Origin of the sequence: Vibrio nomapromontoriensis (assembly GCF_050337205.1) — a bacterium.
GTDB lineage: Bacteria > Pseudomonadota > Gammaproteobacteria > Enterobacterales > Vibrionaceae > Vibrio > Vibrio nomapromontoriensis.
Map to the genome: position 1 here is coordinate 647,621 of NZ_JAKJSS010000007.1, position 18,466 is coordinate 666,086.

General features: G+C 44.8%; 17 protein-coding genes. 2 read left to right on the plus strand and 15 right to left on the minus strand.

All coding sequences use genetic code 11. From position 1 onward, the window contains the following. Positions 1 to 22 precede the first annotated feature (22 nt). The 14 genes from ptsG to yceD all read right to left on the minus strand — a co-directional run bounded on the left by ptsG (position 23) and on the right by yceD (position 12,605). Positions 23 to 1,456, minus strand: a complete 1,434-nt coding sequence (gene ptsG, locus L4D05_RS07035; protein ID WP_428751725.1) for a PTS glucose transporter subunit IIBC — start codon at positions 1,454 to 1,456, stop codon at positions 23 to 25. Positions 1,457 to 1,911: 455 nt separating this feature from the next. Further along, positions 1,912 to 2,679 (minus strand): TatD family hydrolase, encoded by a 768-nt coding sequence (locus L4D05_RS07040; protein WP_428751724.1) that lies wholly within the window; start codon positions 2,677 to 2,679, stop codon positions 1,912 to 1,914. A gap of 254 nt (positions 2,680 to 2,933) precedes the next feature. Then, on the minus strand, positions 2,934 to 3,890 hold the full coding sequence (holB, locus tag L4D05_RS07045) for a DNA polymerase III subunit delta' (RefSeq protein WP_428793438.1): 957 nt from the start codon (positions 3,888 to 3,890) through the stop codon (positions 2,934 to 2,936). A gap of 2 nt (positions 3,891 to 3,892) precedes the next feature. After that, on the minus strand, positions 3,893 to 4,531 hold the full coding sequence (tmk, locus tag L4D05_RS07050) for a dTMP kinase (RefSeq protein WP_428751722.1): 639 nt from the start codon (positions 4,529 to 4,531) through the stop codon (positions 3,893 to 3,895). Next, positions 4,528 to 5,544 carry an endolytic transglycosylase MltG gene (gene mltG, locus L4D05_RS07055; RefSeq protein WP_428793439.1) on the minus strand — a complete coding sequence of 339 codons (1,017 nt, stop codon included), beginning with the start codon at positions 5,542 to 5,544 and terminating at the stop codon, positions 4,528 to 4,530. Before mltG ends, tmk begins: the two co-directional genes overlap by 4 nt. After that, positions 5,538 to 6,344 (minus strand): aminodeoxychorismate lyase, encoded by an 807-nt coding sequence (gene pabC / locus L4D05_RS07060; protein WP_428793440.1) that lies wholly within the window; start codon positions 6,342 to 6,344, stop codon positions 5,538 to 5,540. Before pabC ends, mltG begins: the two co-directional genes overlap by 7 nt. 80 nt (positions 6,345 to 6,424) lie before the next feature. Next, a complete protein-coding gene (fabF, locus tag L4D05_RS07065) occupies positions 6,425 to 7,666 on the minus strand; it encodes a beta-ketoacyl-ACP synthase II (RefSeq protein ID WP_250616653.1) in 1,242 nt (413 codons plus the stop codon). 94 nt (positions 7,667 to 7,760) lie between these two features. After that, on the minus strand, positions 7,761 to 7,994 hold the full coding sequence (acpP, locus tag L4D05_RS07070; protein ID WP_027697107.1) for an acyl carrier protein: 234 nt from the start codon (positions 7,992 to 7,994) through the stop codon (positions 7,761 to 7,763). Positions 7,995 to 8,156: 162 nt separating this feature from the next. After that, complete coding sequence (fabG, locus tag L4D05_RS07075) at positions 8,157 to 8,891, minus strand: 3-oxoacyl-ACP reductase FabG (protein WP_250616821.1); 735 nt, start codon at positions 8,889 to 8,891, stop codon at positions 8,157 to 8,159. Between the two features lie 17 nt (positions 8,892 to 8,908). Continuing rightward, positions 8,909 to 9,832, minus strand: a complete 924-nt coding sequence (gene fabD / locus L4D05_RS07080) for an ACP S-malonyltransferase (RefSeq protein WP_428793441.1) — start codon at positions 9,830 to 9,832, stop codon at positions 8,909 to 8,911. Between the two features lie 56 nt (positions 9,833 to 9,888). Further along, positions 9,889 to 10,839 carry a beta-ketoacyl-ACP synthase III gene (locus L4D05_RS07085; protein WP_428751715.1) on the minus strand — a complete coding sequence of 317 codons (951 nt, stop codon included), beginning with the start codon at positions 10,837 to 10,839 and terminating at the stop codon, positions 9,889 to 9,891. Between the two features lie 8 nt (positions 10,840 to 10,847). Continuing rightward, positions 10,848 to 11,870, minus strand: a complete 1,023-nt coding sequence (gene plsX / locus L4D05_RS07090; protein WP_428751714.1) for a phosphate acyltransferase PlsX — start codon at positions 11,868 to 11,870, stop codon at positions 10,848 to 10,850. 9 nt (positions 11,871 to 11,879) lie between these two features. Next, positions 11,880 to 12,050 carry a 50S ribosomal protein L32 gene (rpmF, locus tag L4D05_RS07095; RefSeq protein WP_031493499.1) on the minus strand — a complete coding sequence of 57 codons (171 nt, stop codon included), beginning with the start codon at positions 12,048 to 12,050 and terminating at the stop codon, positions 11,880 to 11,882. A gap of 30 nt (positions 12,051 to 12,080) precedes the next feature. Next, complete coding sequence (gene yceD, locus L4D05_RS07100; protein ID WP_428751713.1) at positions 12,081 to 12,605, minus strand: 23S rRNA accumulation protein YceD; 525 nt, start codon at positions 12,603 to 12,605, stop codon at positions 12,081 to 12,083. Positions 12,606 to 12,740: 135 nt separating this feature from the next. On the opposite strand from yceD, the gene L4D05_RS07105 reads away from it, so the two are divergent. Further along, positions 12,741 to 13,325, plus strand: coding sequence for a Maf family protein (locus L4D05_RS07105; RefSeq protein WP_428793563.1), 585 nt, complete (start codon positions 12,741 to 12,743; stop codon positions 13,323 to 13,325). A 157-nt stretch (positions 13,326 to 13,482) separates the two neighbouring features. On the opposite strand, the gene rluC is transcribed toward L4D05_RS07105, so the two are convergent. Next, positions 13,483 to 14,421 carry a 23S rRNA pseudouridine(955/2504/2580) synthase RluC gene (gene rluC, locus L4D05_RS07110; protein ID WP_265673364.1) on the minus strand — a complete coding sequence of 313 codons (939 nt, stop codon included), beginning with the start codon at positions 14,419 to 14,421 and terminating at the stop codon, positions 13,483 to 13,485. 614 nt (positions 14,422 to 15,035) lie between these two features. Here rluC and rne point away from each other — a divergent pair. Further along, complete coding sequence (gene rne, locus L4D05_RS07115) at positions 15,036 to 18,194, plus strand: ribonuclease E (protein WP_428793442.1); 3,159 nt, start codon at positions 15,036 to 15,038, stop codon at positions 18,192 to 18,194. The last annotated feature ends 272 nt before the right edge of the window (positions 18,195 to 18,466 follow it).

An 18,466-nucleotide genomic window follows, 5' to 3' on the forward strand; every position in this document is an offset into this window, starting at 1 on the left:
TAGTCACTTAACAAATTAGAGATTAACCGTGGTTACGAATCCACTCATCCATATCTGTTTTCAAGTTATCTGACTTAGTACCGAAGATAGCTTGTACGCCACCCGCTACCACTACCACACCAGCTGCACCAAGCTTCTTAAGCTTATCTTGGTCAACTTGTTCTACGTCAGCTACTGCAACACGTAGACGAGTGATACATGCGTCTAAACCTGTGATATTTGCCTTGCCACCAAATGCAGCAACTAATTCGCCAGCCATGTCGCTACCAGACTGAGCTGCAGCTGCGTCGTCTGACTCATCTTCACGACCCGGTGTCTTAAGATCCATTGCTGTGATAACAGTACGGAATACAAAGTAGTAGATCGCCGCGTAAACCAGACCAACACCAATCATTAGACCCATCTTCTGAGCGTTGCCAGAAAGTACTAGGAAGTCAATTAGACCGTGTGAGAAAGACGTACCGTGTACAAAACCAAGCATGTTCGCAACAACGTATGCAGAGCCCGCTAGTAGAGCGTGAATCGCGTACAGAATTGGAGCAACGAATAGGAAAGAGAATTCGATTGGTTCAGTAATACCCGTTAGGAATGAAGTCAGAGCTGCAGAAGCCATGATACCCATTACTTTCGCACGGTTTTCAGGCTTAGCACAATGTGCGATAGCAATTGCCGCTGCTGGTAGACCGAACATCTTGAACATGTAACCGCCAGCTAGTTGACCAAAGCCATTGCCTGCTGCTCGAGATGCTTCATCAGCAACTAGGTAACAAGTTAGAACGCCGTTTTGAGTTTCGCCTGCTGCGTTCACACATGTACCTGCTTCGAAGAAGAATGGTACGTTCCATACGTGGTGCAAACCAAATGGAATCAGAGAACGTTCAACAATACCGTAGATACCGAACGCAACTGTTGGGTTTTGGTGTGCAGCCCAGTCAGAGAATGCACTGATCGCGCCGCCAATTGGTGGCCAAATGATAGAAAGAAGGATACCAAGACCAATTGCTGTGAAACCAGTAATAATTGGCACTGCACGCTTACCAGCGAAGAAACCAAGATATTCTGGCAATTGAATTTTGTAGAAACGGTTAAATGCCCACGCAGCAACACCACCGACTAGGATACCACCTAGTACGCCCGTATCGATGCCTTCAACACCCATAACACCAGCCATAACGCTTAGTGTGGCTGTCATGATGCCGTAACCCACGATTGCAGCAAGACCTGCAACACCGTCGTTGTTAGTAAAGCCAAGTGCAACACCAACAGCAAATAGCAATGCCATTTGACCGAATACTGAACCACCAGCTTGTTCCATCAAGTTAGATACTACGTCTGGAATAAAGCTAAGGTCGGCAGCGCCTACCCCTAATAAAATACCTGCAACTGGTAAAACCGATACTGGTAGCATCAGTGACTTACCAACTTTTTGCAGGTTAGCAAAAAGGTTCTTAAACATGTTTATGCTCCTGATAAAGTTATTAGATTAATGGGCACTAACGGCACACCCCCGCAGCCTTAAATGTTAGCACCCAATGAAAATGTAACCACATTATGATTTGTATTTTCTGTTGATAAATATAGCTTGAGGAACCTAATACTTTCTACTGTGTTACGAAGTTAAGTTTCAAAACTCAGAGTAGATCACAGTCAAAAAAACTCTAAAAACCATCAATTATCATTCATAACCACATGAATAATAAGAAAATTACATTTATGTCAATTAATTTCACCCAATAAATAAAATAGCCCTATAAGTTATTTTACGTAACGTAATTACACACTGTGGCGTAGGGTCGATTTTACTTCAACATTTTTGGTGAACATTAACTTTTCGTTAACCATTTGAGTTGCAATCCTAAAAAAGGATGCTTAAAGCATCCTTTTTGTTTAAATAACACGCCAACTTAATTATCAGAGAGAAAAAAGCGATCGGTAGTTTTCTGACGTTTTTTCTCCTACTTCATGTAAAGAAATGCCTTTTAATTGCGCGATATAGGCGGCGACTTCAACCACATAAGCAGGCTGGTTTTGCTTACCTCTGTGGGGAACAGGGGCTAAATACGGAGAGTCTGTTTCTATCAAAAGTCGCTCCAGTGGAAGTTGCTTCACCACCTCTTTTAGCTCTGTCGCTTGACGAAAAGTCACAATACCAGAAATAGAAATATAGAATCCTAACTCCATCGCAGCTTCTGCAAACGGAAGGTCTTCCGTGAAACAATGAATCACGCCACCACAACGTTCCGCACCACCATTACGCAGAATAGCCAGTGTATCTTCACGCGCATCGCGCGTATGAATAATGAGTGGCTTATTCACGTTCACGGCGACATCTACTTGCTGCTCAAACCGCTCTTTTTGCAGGGCTGCAGTCTCTGGCTGATAGTGGTAATCCAGCCCTGTCTCACCCACCGCAACAACCCTTGGGTGCGCGACATACTCTTTAAACGTCGCAAGCGAAAACGCGCTTTCTACATCTAATGGGTGAACCCCACAAGACGCCATAACTTCAGGGTAAGGCTCAATGAGCTCCATCATCCCTGGAAAGGCCTCTAAGGTAACACCGACAGAAAGCAACTGGTGTACGTTGGCTGCTTTGGCTTGATTAACAATATCTTCAATCCCTGACGGATGGCCGTCTAGGTTAAGCTTATCGAGATGGCAATGAGAGTCTACAAACATAGAATAAGTACTTTTTAAAATATAAATGACGCTAATGAATAGCGTATATGATGAAACAATATAGCGGATGATGGAAGTAAAGGGTAAACATCAATAATGGAAAATATAGGCTGTGACCAGCCTATATTTTAAAATCGACACAGTAAGCGCCACGCCGATAACTAGCTAAGCGTATTAACGACTAGAGGCTTGGAACCTAGTTACTAAACCGTAAAGCTTATTCGCTACGTTAGGCAGTACAGCGTTGACTTATATCACTCAAACTCATACAACCAACTGGCAAACAACACTTCGCCATTTAGCCCTGGATTTGAACGTAACTGGTTACGTAACTCTTGAATCCGATTGCCTTGCTGAAACAAACGTTCATAGGAAAATAACTGAGCCAGCGTGGCTGCGTCTTTCAAGTGATAGGCGCCATCAAGTCCTAAGGCCTGTTTTTGAGCCGCGCAAAGCAGGTGCCAATACCAACCTAGGGTAATGTTAAGGTCGATTTTGCTTTTCGACATTTCAGCCCAAACACTCGAGGTGTCCAAACGGTTACCTTGTAGAAAGGTTATGAATGCGTCCATCATCAAATCATAAGATTTATCGTGTTTTTCTTTAATAAAGTTCAACACCGTTAATGGCTCATAACTACATAAGTAGCCCGCAGATTCAGGCACTGGCTTGCCCGTCTGTTCGCCAACCCATTCCAAGCATGCTTTCACACTAGGCAACGCAATGTGCCACACTTCACAACGGCTTCGTATCGTGGGGAGCAAAAGCTTGGCATTCTCAGTCGACAATATAAATAAACACTGCTTAGGCGGCTCCTCTAATGTCTTTAACAACGCATTGGAAGCCGAGACATTCATGGTTTCCGCATTCGGTATTACGATAATACGGTACCGACCAAACTGAGAAGACTCCTGAGCCCATTTGTTAGCCTGACGGATTTGATCAACAGACAGCGCCTTCTTGTCTTTTTCAGGCGACAAGTAGTGAACATCCGGGTGCGATTCACTCTTCAGTAAATCACAGGAATGACAAAACCCGCACGGCTCTGAATGATCGTTCTGGCACATAACTCCAGACACGTATTGGTGTATCAGCGCATCAGGGGCTAAGCCCTTCTGCGCCTGAATGAGCATTGCGCCAGGGATACGTTCATTATCAAGGCTCTGCTTGAGTTGCAGCCAAAGCCCGTCAAGCCAAGGATAGCTTTTCACTGTTACCCCTTCTGCTCTATCAACCACGTTTGCACTGCCGCCTGAATGCTTTTCTGTACACCCTCGATAGATTGGCTTGCGTCAATGATTGCCACGCTATCGTCAGATTCTGCAATTTTCAAATAAGAAGCACGGGTTCTTTCAAAAAAGCTCAAGTCCATTTTTTCAATTCGATCCAACTCGCCACGACCACGAGCTCTCTCTAAACCCAACTTCGGGTCAATATCGAGATAAAGCGTGAAGTCAGGTTTGAAATCTCCAATGGCGATTTGCTTAAGTGAATTCATCACCGACTCATCAATTTGTCGACCACCACCTTGATAAGCCTGAGATGACATATCATGGCGATCACCTATCACCCATATGCCTTGTGCTAAAGCTGGCTTTATCACCGTTTCTACAAGCTGAATTCGAGCCGCGTACATAAGAAGGAGTTCCGAACGATCTTGCAACGCCTCATCAGCGTGTTCTTCTTTTACTAAGGCGCGCATTTTCTCCGCCAGTGCGGTACCACCAGGCTCTCGCGTGTTAGTGATTCGCTCAATGCCTGAACGTTCTAATTCCGAACGGAGAGTTTGAATAGCAGTACTTTTTCCTGCACCCTCTAGTCCTTCAATAACAATAAATTTAGCTTGGCTCATTTCTGACTTCTTATAGTTTTTAAATATTTTTGTACCGCACGATTATGGTCTCTAAGATTCTTAGAGAACACATGTCCTCCTGTGCCACTGGCAACAAAGTAAAGGTAGCGACTTTTCTCTGGGTTTAACGCAGCATGTATAGATGCTTCCCCTGGCATAGCAATCGGTGTTGGTGGCAATCCATCAATAACATACGTATTGTATGGCGTTCTCTCACGTAAATCCTTCTTACGAATGTTCCCATCGTATCGCTCCCCCATTCCGTAAATAACGGTAGGATCGGTTTGCAGGCGCATCGGTCGGTTGAGACGGTTAACAAATACCGAAGCAACACGCTCACGCTCAGATGCAACCGCGGTTTCTTTTTCAATAATAGAGGCAAGTATCAGCGCTTCATAAGGTGTTTTTAGAGGTAAGCCTTGCTGCTTATTGTTCCAATTCGTTGTCAAGATGCGGTCTAGTTTATTATGAGCTCGACGCAAAATATCAAGATCGCTATCTCCTACAACATAGTGATACGTCTCTGCTAAAAATAACCCTTCCAGTTTTGTTTGTGGAATATCAAGCTTCGCCGCAATATCGGCTTCCGACATGTCACTCGCGACTTGATTTAAATGCTCTGCAGCGGATAGTTGCTCACGCCACTCTTTAAAGGTCGAACCTTCAATAAAGGTAATGGCAAGTTGGTACTCGATACCTTCATTTAATACATCAATCGCCTGTGTGAGATCCATACCAGGTTGGAGTTGGAAAGTACCCACTTTGAGCTGAGAAAGCTCAGGGTGAAAACGACGGACAAGCTGAGAAAAAGGACTTTCATCAATCCAATCATTTTTTTGAAACTGTGAAAATACAGTATTAAGGCTGTTTCCTCTCTTTATCGTCACCAACTGAGGTGATTCGATACGCAAAGATTGCCCAAGAAATGCATCAACACCCTTCTGCACATAAAACATCGCCCCGAGAGCTAAAGCAATGAGCACAATAATAATAAATAACAGCTTCTTTAACACTGACCTAAATACTCCTGAATACGTCTGGTAACCCTACCAATAGGTAAAGCAGCTTCCTCAATTTTCTTCACCGGCGCAACCCCTAGAATACAATTGCTCACAAAAATTTCATCCGCAGACAATAGTGCTGACAACGAGTACTCATCTTCATAGCACTTTATCTGAAAGTGCTTTAACGCCTCAATGATCTCAGCTCTCATGACCCCTGCCACACCTGAGTTAGCAAGAGTCGGCGTATAGACCTTGTTTTCACTAACCCAAAAGACGTTCGCCATACTTGTTTCAACCACATTGTCATTCAAATCTAGGGCAAGTCCATCATCAAAGCGAGTTTGTTCTATTTCTGCTTTCATCAATATTTGCTCTAAACGGTTATTATGCTTAATACCCGCGAGCAAAGGATTTAACCCTAATTTGGTCTTACACAGCATTAAAGATAAACCTTCTTCACGCCATGACAAATAGTGTTCTGGATAGGTAAAGCAACTGATCGTAATCATTGGGCCCCCTTCAACTGAGGGGCTATAGCCTCTGCCGCCACACCCGCGACTTACATGAATTTTTAACCCAGCAAGTGGTGCTGTTAGTGCGACGGAAATGAGCTGCTCATAGAGAGCGGACCAATTAGGTTGTGGGATCTGCAACACCTTGAGGGCGGTGTTCATGCGCGAAACATGTTGCTGCCACAACGTGATATTGCCATGTTTGGTCAGTATCGTTGTAAAGCAACCGTCACCATATTGAAAACTTCTGTCTGACACAGACACTTTTTCAATAATTTCTCCGTCTCTCCAGAACATGTGCCTTCCCTAAATAAACAAACGGCTTAATGCTAAGCATCAAGCCGTTCGATTACAAGTGACTTCTTTGAACGAAAGGGTTAAATCTTTTTGAAGATCAACGAGCCGTTCGTTCCGCCGAAACCAAATGAGTTACACAGAGCATATTCCATATCAACTTTGCGTGCAGTGTGCGGCACAAGGTCAATATCAATTTCTGGCTCTTGGTTATCTAAGTTGATTGTCGGTGGAACAATTTGATCAACCAAAGACATAACCGTAATGATGGCTTCCGCTGAACCAGCAGCACCTAGAAGGTGACCAGTCATCGACTTAGTAGAAGAAACCAGAACTTGCTTAGAGCCAGCTTCACCCAATGCACGCTTAATGCCATTGATCTCGGCAATATCGCCCGCAGGTGTTGATGTACCATGTGCATTTACATAACCGATTTGTTCACCAGTTACGCCAGCATCACGCATTGCCGCTTCCATAGCTAGCGCACCACCAGAGCCGTCAGCACTAGGTGATGTCATATGGTAAGCGTCACCACTCATACCAAAACCAACGATTTCAGCATAAATTTTAGCGCCACGAGCTTTAGCATGCTCATATTCTTCAACAACCATCATACCGGCACCGTCACCCAGCACGAAGCCATCGCGATCGACATCCCAAGGACGCGACGCTTTTTGTGGCTCATCGTTACGAGTAGACAAAGCTTTAGCAGCTCCGAAGCCCGCCATGCCAAGAGGCGTTGACGCTTTTTCAGAACCACCAGCAACCATCGCTTCAGCATCGCCATAGGCGATCATGCGAGCGGCATGGCCAATGTTATGCAAACCAGTAGTACACGCTGTAGAAATTGCGATATTCGGGCCACGTAAGCCTGCGAAAATAGATAACTGACCAGCAACCATGTTTACGATGGTTGATGGAACAAAGAAAGGACTTACACGACGTGGGCCTTTACCTACTAACGCATTGTATCCCGCTTCAATTAAGTCTAGGCCACCAATACCCGATCCAATAGCAACACCGTAACGGTGTGCGTTTTCTGGGTTAACTTCTAGGCCTGAGTCTTTGAGGGCTTGCATACCTGCCACGATTCCGTACTGGATAAATAAATCCATTTTACGAGCATCTTTTTTGGTGAGGTATTCGCTGTAATCAAAGTCTTTGACTAAACCAGCGAAGCGAGTGGAGTATTCAGTTGCATCAAAGTGCTCGATATTAACGATGCCACTTTGACCTTCTAATAGGGCTTTCCATGAAGATTCTACGGTGTTGCCTACCGGTGACAACATACCCATGCCAGTGACAACAACACGACGCTTGGACATGATATTTTTCTCCGGGGGATTGAAATGTTTCTATTTGAAAGGATAGAAGAGGTTAAAAAAACACAGGCGGCCAGAAGGCCGCCTGGGAGAGATATTACTGAGCGCTATTTACGTAGTCGATAGCCGCTTGAACAGTAGTGATTTTCTCTGCTTCTTCATCAGGAATCTCAGTATCGAATTCCTCTTCTAGAGCCATTACTAGCTCAACTGTGTCTAGAGAGTCTGCACCTAGATCGTCAACAAATGAAGCTTCGTTCTTAACTTCTGCTTCGTCTACACCTAGCTGTTCTACAATGATTTTTCTTACGCGTTCTTCAATGTTGCTCATTTTTCTTTTCCTTTACAGATTTCGCTCAATGCGATGTTTCCGTAGTTTATTCGAACTGTTGAAAGTTGCAAGGGGGTCCTTGCTGGTCAAACCACAATTTTCGCGAATTTAACCGAAATTCAGTACATTTTTGACTTAAATCATGCACAAATGTTGCGCAGATTAAACCATATACATGCCGCCGTTCACGTGAAGTGTCTCACCCGTGATATAAGCCGCTTCTGGAGATGCAAGAAATACAACCGCTGAAGCTATTTCACGAGGATCACCTAAACGACCTGCAGGTACGTTCGCTAGTGTAGCAGCTCGTTGCTCATCATTCAGCGCTTTTGTCATATCTGTTTCAATAAAACCTGGTGCAACGGTATTTACTGTGACACCGCGCGAAGCAACTTCACGTGCCATTGACTTAGTAAAGCCAATAACACCAGCCTTTGCAGCTGCATAGTTTGCTTGACCAGCGTTACCCATAGTGCCAACAACTGAACCTACATTGATGATGCGTCCTTGACGTTTTTTCATCATGCCACGCAATACCGCTTTAGAAAGACGGAAAATAGACGTTAGGTTTGTATCCATGATATCCGTCCACTCGTCATCTTTCATACGCATAAGTAGGTTATCACGAGTAATACCGGCGTTGTTAACTAGAATATCAATCGCGCCGAACTCTTCTGTCATTTGCTTAAGAGATGCCTCAATTGATGCAGTATCGGTTACGTTCAACGCAAAACCCTTACCGTTCTCACCAAGATATTCACTAATAGCAGCTGCGCCATTTTCCGTCGTAGCAGTACCGATTACCGTCGCGCCGCGCTCTACAAGCAATTCAGCAATAGAACGACCAATACCGCGACTCGCACCTGTTACTAAGGCAATCTTGCCTTCAAGGTTCATCATGTTAATTTTCCTTATTATTTTGCTGCTTCAAGTGACGCTGAATCATTAACTGCAGCGGCACTTAGTGTCTTAACGATACGTTTCGTTAGACCGGTTAATACTTTACCTGGGCCAAGTTCAAATAACTTTTCAACACCCTCTTCACTCATCTTCGTCACGCCTTCAGTCCAACGAACTGGGCTATAGAGCTGAGCCACTAACGCTTCTTTAATTTTAGCTGGATCGCTTTCTGCTACTACCGCGACATTGTTAATCACTGGCAGTGTTGGTGCGCTAAACTCAATGTCTTGCAAAGCAGTCGCTAATTTTTCAGCCGCTGGCTTCATTAACGCACAGTGTGAAGGTACAGACACAGGTAAAGGCAGTGCGCGCTTCGCACCCGCTTCTTTACACAAAGCACCAGCACGTTCTACAGCGGCTTTGTTACCTGCAATAACAACTTGGCCTGGTGAGTTAAAGTTTACAGGAGAAACAACCTCATCTTGGGCTGCTTCTTCACACGCTTTAGCGATAGCCGCATCGTCGAGGCCGATAATTGCGTACATTGCACCGACACCTGCTGGTACCGCTTCTTGCATCAACTGACCACGCAGCTGAACCAATTTGATCGCTTCTTTAAAGTCAATCACACCTGCACATACCAGAGCAGAGTACTCACCAAGACTATGACCAGCAATCATGCTAGGTTGTTCTAGCCCTTGCTCTTGCCATACTCGCCAAATTGCAACAGACGACGCAAGTAAAGCGGGTTGTGTACGATGTGTTTGATTGAGATCTTCTGCTGGACCTTCTTGGACCAGTGACCATAAGTCATAGCCTAACGCTTCAGACGCTTCTGCAAATGTTTGCTTAACAACATCGAACTGCTCACCAAGCTCGGCAAGCATACCAACAGTTTGTGAACCCTGACCTGGGAACACGATTGCAAAATTACTCATCGCTATTTCCTTAAACAACGCAATCAATATTAAATTCGTTTATTAGACACTTAGGGCTAGAAACGGACTAACGCCGCACCCCAAGTAAATCCACCACCAAAGGCTTCGAGTAGCAGGTTCTGACCGCGCTTAATTCGACCATCACGTACCGCTTCATCGAGTGCGGTAGGGACAGTCGCAGCCGAGGTATTACCGTGGCGATCAAGCGTCAATACCACTTGATCCATTGGCATACCTAATTTTTTTGCCGTCGCGGAAATGATACGGTAATTGGCTTGATGGGGCACCAACCAGTCCAAGTCGGATTTATCCATATCATTCGCAGCAAGGGTATCTTTAACCAGTTTAGACAATTGCGTCACGGCAACTTTAAAGACTTCATTACCCGACATGTTCAGCCATTTATCAAGCTCACCACCACGAACAGGCATCTCAAGGCTTAATAAATCGCCGAATCGACCATCCGCGTAGGTATGAGTTGATAAAATTCCAGGTTCTTCGCTAGCGCCAAGTACAACTGCACCTGCGGCGTCACCAAAAAGAATAATCGTCGAACGATCAAGTTCTTCGACGGTTTTAGACAAACAATCCGAGCCAATGACAAGTACATTTTTGCACATACCCGTTTTGATATGCTGATCGGCAACCGATAATGCATACACAAAACCGGTACACGCGGCTGCCATATCAAATGCAGGACATCCTTGAATACCAAGCTTTGCTTGAACTTGACACGCCGAAGACGGGAAAGCATGGCTACTGCTGGTGGTCGCAACGATGATCATATCGATATCATTCTTATCGATACCAGCCATTTCAATGGCTTTCACTGAGGCGTGATACCCCATATCAGCAACAGTTTCATCTTCAGCAGCGATGCGGCGTTCTTTAATGCCTGTACGCGTTACGATCCATTCATCTGTCGTATCTACCATTTTCTCTAAGTCTGCGTTTGAACGCACCTGAGACGGCAGGTAGCTGCCTGTACCTAATATTTTGCTATACATGAAGACTATTATTGCCTCTCGAGTAACACTGCTTCTAGACGATCACTTATTTGGTTTGGCACTTGGCGCCTCACCTCATGGACTGCTTCGCCTATAGCATTAACAAGTGCTGGGACATCAGCACTTCCATGGCTTTTAATGACAATGCCGCGCAATCCTAACAAACTTGCCCCATTATACTGGTCGGGGTTCAGTGTTTTCACCTCACTTATAAGATCAGAGAACAATATTCTTGCTATCAATCCTTTTATCGTTGAGGCAGACAAGCGAGCTTTCAACTTATCAACAAAAAGTTGAGCGGTACCTTCACATGCCTTTAGTACTGTATTTCCTACAAAACCATCACACACAACCACATCCGCGGCATCATGAAGTAACTCATTACCTTCAATATAACCAATATAATGGATGGAATGTGTTTGCGACAACATTTCAGCGCAACGTTTGACTAAATCATTGCCTTTAATCTCTTCTGCGCCAATATTGAGAATCGCCACTCTTGGCTTTCTCCGCAAATGTTGTTCAGCTAGTGCACTGCCCATCACCGCAAATTGAAATAAAGAGTCAGCATCAACTGACGCGTTTGCGCCTAAGTCCAGCATCCAGGTTTTATTGCCCTGTGCGGTTGGCAACGCGGTCACAAGCGCTGGCCTATCAATGCCTGGTAGTAACTTAAGACGGAAACGAGAAAGTGCCATGAGAGCGCCCGTATTTCCGCTGCTCACGCAGGCGTCAGCTTGCTCAGATTCGACTAGGTCAATCGTGACACGCATAGAGGTGTCGTGGCTATGTCTAAGTGCAAGTGATGGCTTTTCTGAATTCGAGATGATTCGGTCACAGTGTCTTACCGTTAAACGGCTGCTACGCTGGTAACCCAATTCGTTGAGTTGGTTTTGTATCGACGCTTGATCGCCGACAATTATGACTTTCAGCTCTGGGAAATGCGACAGTGCCTGCACGGCGGCAGGCACTGTTACGGAAGGACCGAAATCCCCGCCCATTGCATCAAGTGCAACGGTTATATTATGCAAAGGTCAACCTTACTTGTTGATAACCTTTTTGCCACGGTAGTAACCGTCAGCAGTCACATTGTGACGTAGGTGAGTTTCACCTGAAGTTGCGTCTACAGATAGCGCAGCTGAAGTTAGCGCATCATGTGAACGACGCATGCCACGCATAGAACGTGACTTCTTGCTTTTTTGTACGGCCATTGACCCTACTCCTGTGTTAATGCTTAAAAATTATTTCTTTAAGCTTTTTAAAACGTCGAATGGATTCGGTTTATCTTCCACAAGTTCTTCTGGAATTTCACCAAACACCATATTATTTGAGTTAACGCTACAATCTGCGTCGTCATGCATTGCTATTTGAGGCAGGTTTAAGATGAACTCGTCTTCAACCATTCGTATCAAGTCCACTTCACCGTATTCATTAAGATCTACCAAATCATAATCTTCAGGTGCTTCTTCTTCACTTTTCTCACTATAGTAAGGAGTATAAGTGAATTGAACTTCGCACTCATGTGCGAAAGACTCGTTACAACGTTGACACTCTAAGTCGACTTCGATGTTAGCTTTACCAGAGATAACAACTAATCGCTGTTCATCATGCCCAAAGGACAATGATACGTTCGCATCGCGTTTTACGCTCTCAACCGACTCGTGAAGACGCTTGAATAAACTCACTTGGATGATGCCATCAAAGTCGAGTCTTTTCTGTGCTGTCTTGGACGGGTCAACCGTTCGCGGTATTTTTACCTTCTGCATAGGGCGCGAATATTATCTTCCAAATCAAATTTAGTCAAAGAAAAAGGCAAAAAAGTTGTACTTTTTTCACCTTACGATTGAGAATCTTCAGAATACTCTAAAAACCGAACGAATGATAAAAAAATGACAGCACAAATGGAATCATTTCAGCTAATTTTAGCATCCACCTCGCCTTACCGCGCAGAGTTACTTAGTAAGCTAGGGCTAGATTTTACAGCAAAAGCACCGAATTTCGACGAAACCGCCCAGCCAGATGAAACCCCAGAAGCCTTAGTTCAACGACTCGCACTGGGCAAAGCAAAAGCACTATGTACAGAACCTAACGCGTTGATTATCGGCAGTGACCAAGTTTGTGTCATTGATGGTGCGATCATAGGTAAACCGTTAACGCGAACCAATGCTATTGCTCAGCTCACCCAACAAAGCGGAAAAACCATCCGTTTTTATACCGGGCTGGCCTTATACAACACCACAACACAACAGTCTGACGTAAGAGTTGATACTTTTGACGTGACATTTAGAACACTCACCTCACGGCAAATTGAACGCTACGTCGACATTGAACAGCCACTATATTGCGCGGGTAGCTTCATGAGTGAAGGTCTTGGTATCACTCTGTTTTCATCACTTAATGGTAAAGATCCCAACACTCTAGTTGGATTACCGTTAATTGATTTGGTCAGTATGCTTGACGCATACGGCATCTCGCCGCTTACCTGAGTCATCCAGCATGAACTCATGGATAGGACGAAGCGAACAAAATAGGGATGACTGACAAGCGAATAAAATGACGCTCAAGCGTGATGAGACCCACGCCCAATAAGCGATTAAACGATGCTAATCTCCCCTTTAACCAGAAAGCTAAAGGGGGCATATTTTATTTTAATTGAGCGATGGCTTTCTTGAGCTTCGGTTCCATTTCAGCATGAATTTCCATACGCTTTTCTGTAGCAGGGTGAACAAAAATAATATTGGCAGCATGCAAGAACAATCTGTCCAAACCCACTTTTGCCGTGTACGCATCAAAACGGCGATCGCCATAGCGGTCATCCCACGCAATCGGGTGGCCAGTGTATTGAGCATGCACACGTATTTGATGGGTGCGCCCCGTGATAGGACTAGCCTGAACTAGCGTTGCCTCTTCAAATGCTTGCAACACTTTGAATCGCGTTTCAGAGGCTTTACCATTTGGATTCACTCGAACGATGCTATTCACTTCGTTTTTAAGCAAAGGCGCTTTAACCACCTTACAACTTGGCTTCCATTTTCCCATTACCAAGGCAAAATAATATTTCTGTACCGTTTTTTCTCTGAACTGAGCTTGCAAATGTCTCAAAGCAGAACGTTTTTTGGCAACCAGTAAAATTCCTGACGTATCACGGTCAATACGATGCACCAACTCAAGAAAACGAGCGTCAGGGCGTAGCGCTCTCAACGCTTCAATCGCACCAAACTTCAAACCACTGCCGCCATGAACAGCGGTACCTGAAGGTTTATTCAAAATCAATACGTGGTCATCTTCATAGATGATGTGAGATTCAAGCTCTGCGACCTTGTTGAGCTTTGTACTCACAGGTGCATCAGATTCTTTTTCTTCAATCGTTACAGGTGGTATACGAACAATGTCACCGGCTTGAAGCTTGTACTCAGCCTTTACTCGCTTTTTATTAACACGAACTTCGCCCTTGCGGACAATTCGATACACCACACTTTTCGGTACGCTTTTTAATTGGTTGCGTAAAAAATTATCAATACGCTGACCAGCCATATCGTCGTCGATGTCGACAAATTGGACTTTAGTTCTTATTTCACTCATTTGGCGATTATAACACCCAAAGCACTAAGAAAATAACGCTTTCTCTTCACAACAACAAAGCAAAGCACTCTTTACTGTTTTCAGTCACCCCTGATTTATTCTACAAGGACAAGCTGTGGATAATTTTCATGCAATTTTGACAAGCCAAGATAGAAACTTTCGAAATAAGAATAAAATTCAACCAATTAGCTAAAAATCTTCCAAGGAAAACATGTTTTTTTCTGTGGTTTGTCGTAAAGCTGATTGCTGATATTTCGCTGCGCTGCTATAGTTCACAGCTGCGTAAGGTAATTAGATTGGATTTAACTATTTATCACTATTATTCCTACGTAAACTACACCATGAGTAGAGCCCTTAATATTGAGACGCTGCGTACGGCATAAGACGTTGATAATTAAGGCAGCCTTGTCATCTACTCACGTATTCGTGTTTGAGTATTACCGCCATATGCGGATCACCCAAGTTTGACTTGTGTGATGACTGTAGTGCCCCAGAGCATCCCCTTCCAGCCGGGAGGCTGCAACATTATTAGCCATGGGATCAGGCACCACGATTTACGACCTTCGTGACAAGAGCAATGATGAAAACAAAGAAAATAAACGAGAATTTCCGCAATGAAAAGAATGTTAATCAACGCAACTCAAAAAGAAGAGTTGCGTGTCGCTCTGGTCGATGGCCAGCGACTATTTGACCTAGATATTGAAAGTCCAGGTCACGAATCAAAAAAAGCAAACATCTATAAAGGTCGTATCACACGAGTAGAACCAAGCCTTGAGGCTGCATTCGTTGACTACGGTGCCGATCGCCATGGTTTCCTCCCTCTTAAAGAAATTGCACGCGAATACTTCCCAGCCGGTTATACCTACCAAGGTCGCCCAAGCATCAAAGATGTGTTAAGCGAAGGCCAAGAAGTGATCGTGCAAGTTGAAAAAGAGGAGCGCGGCAGCAAAGGTGCAGCACTGACGACATTTATCTCTCTAGCAGGCAGCTACTTAGTATTGATGCCTAATAACCCAAGAGCTGGCGGTATTTCTCGTCGTATCGAAGGTGAAGAACGCACAGAACTAAAAGCGGCACTGAGCACACTTGAACTACCACAAGGTATGGGCCTTATCGTCCGTACTGCTGGCGTAGGTAAAAGTGCAGAAGAACTAGAGTGGGATTTGAAGTTCCTTCTAAACAACTGGGGCAATATTAAAAACGCCGCAGACGCTAACCCAGCACCTTTCTTAATTCACCAAGAGAGCAACGTTATTGTTCGTGCGCTACGCGATTACTTACGTCGTGATATTGGTGAGATCTTGATTGATAGCAACACCATTTACGAACGCGCCAAACAACATATTGAGCATGTACGCCCAGACTTTGTTAGCCGTGTTAAAAAATACGATGGTGAAGTACCGCTGTTTAGCCACTACCAAATTGAAAGCCAAATTGAGTCAGCGTTCCAGCGTGAAGTTCGTCTTCCATCTGGCGGCTCAATCGTTATCGACCCAACAGAAGCTCTAACTTCTATCGATATCAACTCTGCTCGTGCAACTAAAGGCAGTGACATCGAAGAAACCGCGCTAAATACTAACTTAGAAGCCGCAGATGAAATTGCTCGCCAACTTCGTCTACGTGACTTGGGCGGCTTAGTCGTCATCGACTTTATCGATATGACGCCAGTTCGTCACCAAAGAGAAGTTGAAAACCGACTACGTGAAGCGGTTCGTATCGACCGTGCTCGTGTCCAGATTGGTCGCATCTCGCGTTTCGGTCTACTAGAGATGTCTCGTCAACGCTTAAGCCCATCACTCGCTGAAGCAAGTCACCATATTTGTCCACGCTGTACAGGTACTGGTGTCGTTCGTGACAATGAATCTTTAGCGCTGTCTGTTCTGCGTCTAATTGAAGAAGAAGCACTTAAAGACAACACTTGCCAAGTTTTGGCGATTGTCCCTGTGCCTATTGCTTCTTACCTTCTTAATGAAAAGCGTCGCTCTGTTAACCACATTGAACGCGTTCAAGAAGTTAAAATTACGGTTGTTCCAGATTCAGATATGGAAACACCTCACTTTGAGGTGATTCGTGTACGTGATGGCGAAGAGCACGACCTTCTTTCTTACCTACTTCCTAAGAAGATTGATGCTCTGAAAGAAGCGGAAAGCAAAGAAGCGCCAGAATCTGAAATTAAGCCTCGTAAGATCGAGCAACCAGCTGTTCAAGGCTTCGCTACTCCAGCACCAGTTGCACCTAAACCTGCAGCAAAAGCTGAAGCAGCACCAGAAAGCAACAAACCTGGTCTAGTTTCACGTTTCTTCTCCGCTATTAGCTCATTCTTTGCGTCTTCAGAAGAACCGAAGAAAGAAACAACTGAGCCTAAGAAAGAAGATAAGCCACGCGGTGATAAGCCTCGTCGCAACAATCGCAATGACCAGCGTCGTCGCAATAATCGTGACAACCGCGATTCACGTGATAACGATCGCAACAAAAATCGTCGTAAGCCAACACAAGACGCCGACGCAGCAAAAGAGCAGAATGAAACGGCTCAAGAGCCGCGTAAGTCACAAAACCGTCGTAACAAACCACAAGACCGTCGCAACAAAAAGCGTGATGAGTCTACTGGTAAGTCGAAGGTTGCTGAGCAAGGTCAACAAATAGCGGCTGATGTTCAAGCTGAGAAAGCAGCGCCTCGTACGCAAGAAAAAGCACCACGTACTGAAGAGAAGACAGCGAAGATCAAAGAACGCCGTCAACGTCGTAAGCTGACTAAGCAAATCCGTACTAAAGATCAAAACGCTCAACAAGACGTTGAAGTTATTGCTCAAGAAACGGAAAACCTAAAAGTTCAGAGCGAAAAAGCAACGCAAGCAGCAAAAACCGTTGATGCCGTTGTTGATACGCAAAATACTGACGCACCAGCAGCAAAAGAAGAAGGTAAGCAACGTCGTAACCGTCGCTCTCCTCGTCACCTGCGTGCCAGTGGTCAACGCCGTCGTCGCGGTCGCGATCGTCGCCCTAACCCGTTTAGACTAAGAAAAGGTGGCGTTGCCTCTCCAGAGATGGCAATGGGTAAAGTAATGCCAAGCTATGGCATTATTAAGCCAGCACCTAAGAAAACTCAGCAGGAAGCGACAAGCACGGTTGCAACGTCAACCATTACTTCAGGTGTTGCTCGCCCAGAAATGGCAATGGGCAAAGTGATCATTCTAAGTTCTGCTATTGTAGAAGCACCAATGGCAAACCAAGCGATCACTGAGAGTACCGTAGTAGAAGCACCGATTGTTAAAGCGCCTATCGCAGAGGCAGCTGTGGTCGATACACCTGTCGTTGAAGCTATCGTTGTTGAAACTAAAGCTGCTGATACAGAAGCTGTGGAAGCTAAAGTAGTAGAAGCAGAAGTAGCAGCAGCAGAAGCTAAAGCCGTTGAAAATGAGGTGATTGAAGCACCTGTTGCTAACGAGCCTACGGTTGTTACCGAACCAGTTACTGTAGAAGTAGAGGTAACGGAAGAAAAAGTGGCTGCAGCGGTAGAAGCGGCACCTGTCGTTAAAAAATCAGCACAGGCACCGGCTCAAGCACCTAAGCAAGCCCCTAAACAAGTTCTAGCTAAATCTAGCTTTAAAGGTCACGCTAGCGCCGCAATGGCAAAAGCGCCAGGCGTTGCTGAGTTAGGTGACATCGAAGTTAAAGCGGCGGCTTTCAGAACTGAACGTTACACACCGAAAGGTGCGGGTAGCCAGGTAGCAAGAAGTTCTGCGGGTGCAGCAACGACTAAGCCTAACTACTAATAACCCATCGGTTTTAACACTTCTTAATGCGTTAACATTAGAGTGTGAGTAGCAAGAAATAAAAATGGGTTGCCTTGGCAACCCATTTTTTTACCGAGTTTAATACATACACATTTCGTTTCATTATTGAACTTCTCCTCACATTTCTGTAGCATGCGCAACCTCGTACGTTTCATTACCAATACGCCCTATCGCTGTCACATGACATGCCGATAATGATTGTAATTAGCTTTGAATTGCCGCGATTCTTGCAGCAACACCCCTTTTTAATC

Excerpts from the sequence above, each read along its gene's own strand:
- L4D05_RS07105 (WP_428793563.1), top strand. The coding sequence starts at position 12,741 with ATGGAATCATTTCAGCTAATTTTAGCATCCACCTCGCCTTACCGCGCA.
- rluC (WP_265673364.1), bottom strand. The coding sequence starts at position 14,421 with ATGAGTGAAATAAGAACTAAAGTCCAATTTGTCGACATCGACGACGAT.
- L4D05_RS07040 (WP_428751724.1), bottom strand. The coding sequence starts at position 2,679 with ATGTTTGTAGACTCTCATTGCCATCTCGATAAGCTTAACCTAGACGGC.
- L4D05_RS07085 (WP_428751715.1), bottom strand. The coding sequence starts at position 10,839 with ATGTATAGCAAAATATTAGGTACAGGCAGCTACCTGCCGTCTCAGGTG.
- fabG (WP_250616821.1), bottom strand. The coding sequence starts at position 8,891 with ATGAACCTTGAAGGCAAGATTGCCTTAGTAACAGGTGCGAGTCGCGGT.
- tmk (WP_428751722.1), bottom strand. The coding sequence starts at position 4,531 with ATGAGCCAAGCTAAATTTATTGTTATTGAAGGACTAGAGGGTGCAGGA.
- acpP (WP_027697107.1), bottom strand. The coding sequence starts at position 7,994 with ATGAGCAACATTGAAGAACGCGTAAGAAAAATCATTGTAGAACAGCTA.
- fabD (WP_428793441.1), bottom strand. The coding sequence starts at position 9,832 with ATGAGTAATTTTGCAATCGTGTTCCCAGGTCAGGGTTCACAAACTGTT.
- rpmF (WP_031493499.1), bottom strand. The coding sequence starts at position 12,050 with ATGGCCGTACAAAAAAGCAAGAAGTCACGTTCTATGCGTGGCATGCGT.
- pabC (WP_428793440.1), bottom strand. The coding sequence starts at position 6,344 with ATGTTCTGGAGAGACGGAGAAATTATTGAAAAAGTGTCTGTGTCAGAC.
- fabF (WP_250616653.1), bottom strand. The coding sequence starts at position 7,666 with ATGTCCAAGCGTCGTGTTGTTGTCACTGGCATGGGTATGTTGTCACCG.
- rne (WP_428793442.1), top strand. The coding sequence starts at position 15,036 with ATGAAAAGAATGTTAATCAACGCAACTCAAAAAGAAGAGTTGCGTGTC.
- ptsG (WP_428751725.1), bottom strand. The coding sequence starts at position 1,456 with ATGTTTAAGAACCTTTTTGCTAACCTGCAAAAAGTTGGTAAGTCACTG.
- yceD (WP_428751713.1), bottom strand. The coding sequence starts at position 12,605 with ATGCAGAAGGTAAAAATACCGCGAACGGTTGACCCGTCCAAGACAGCA.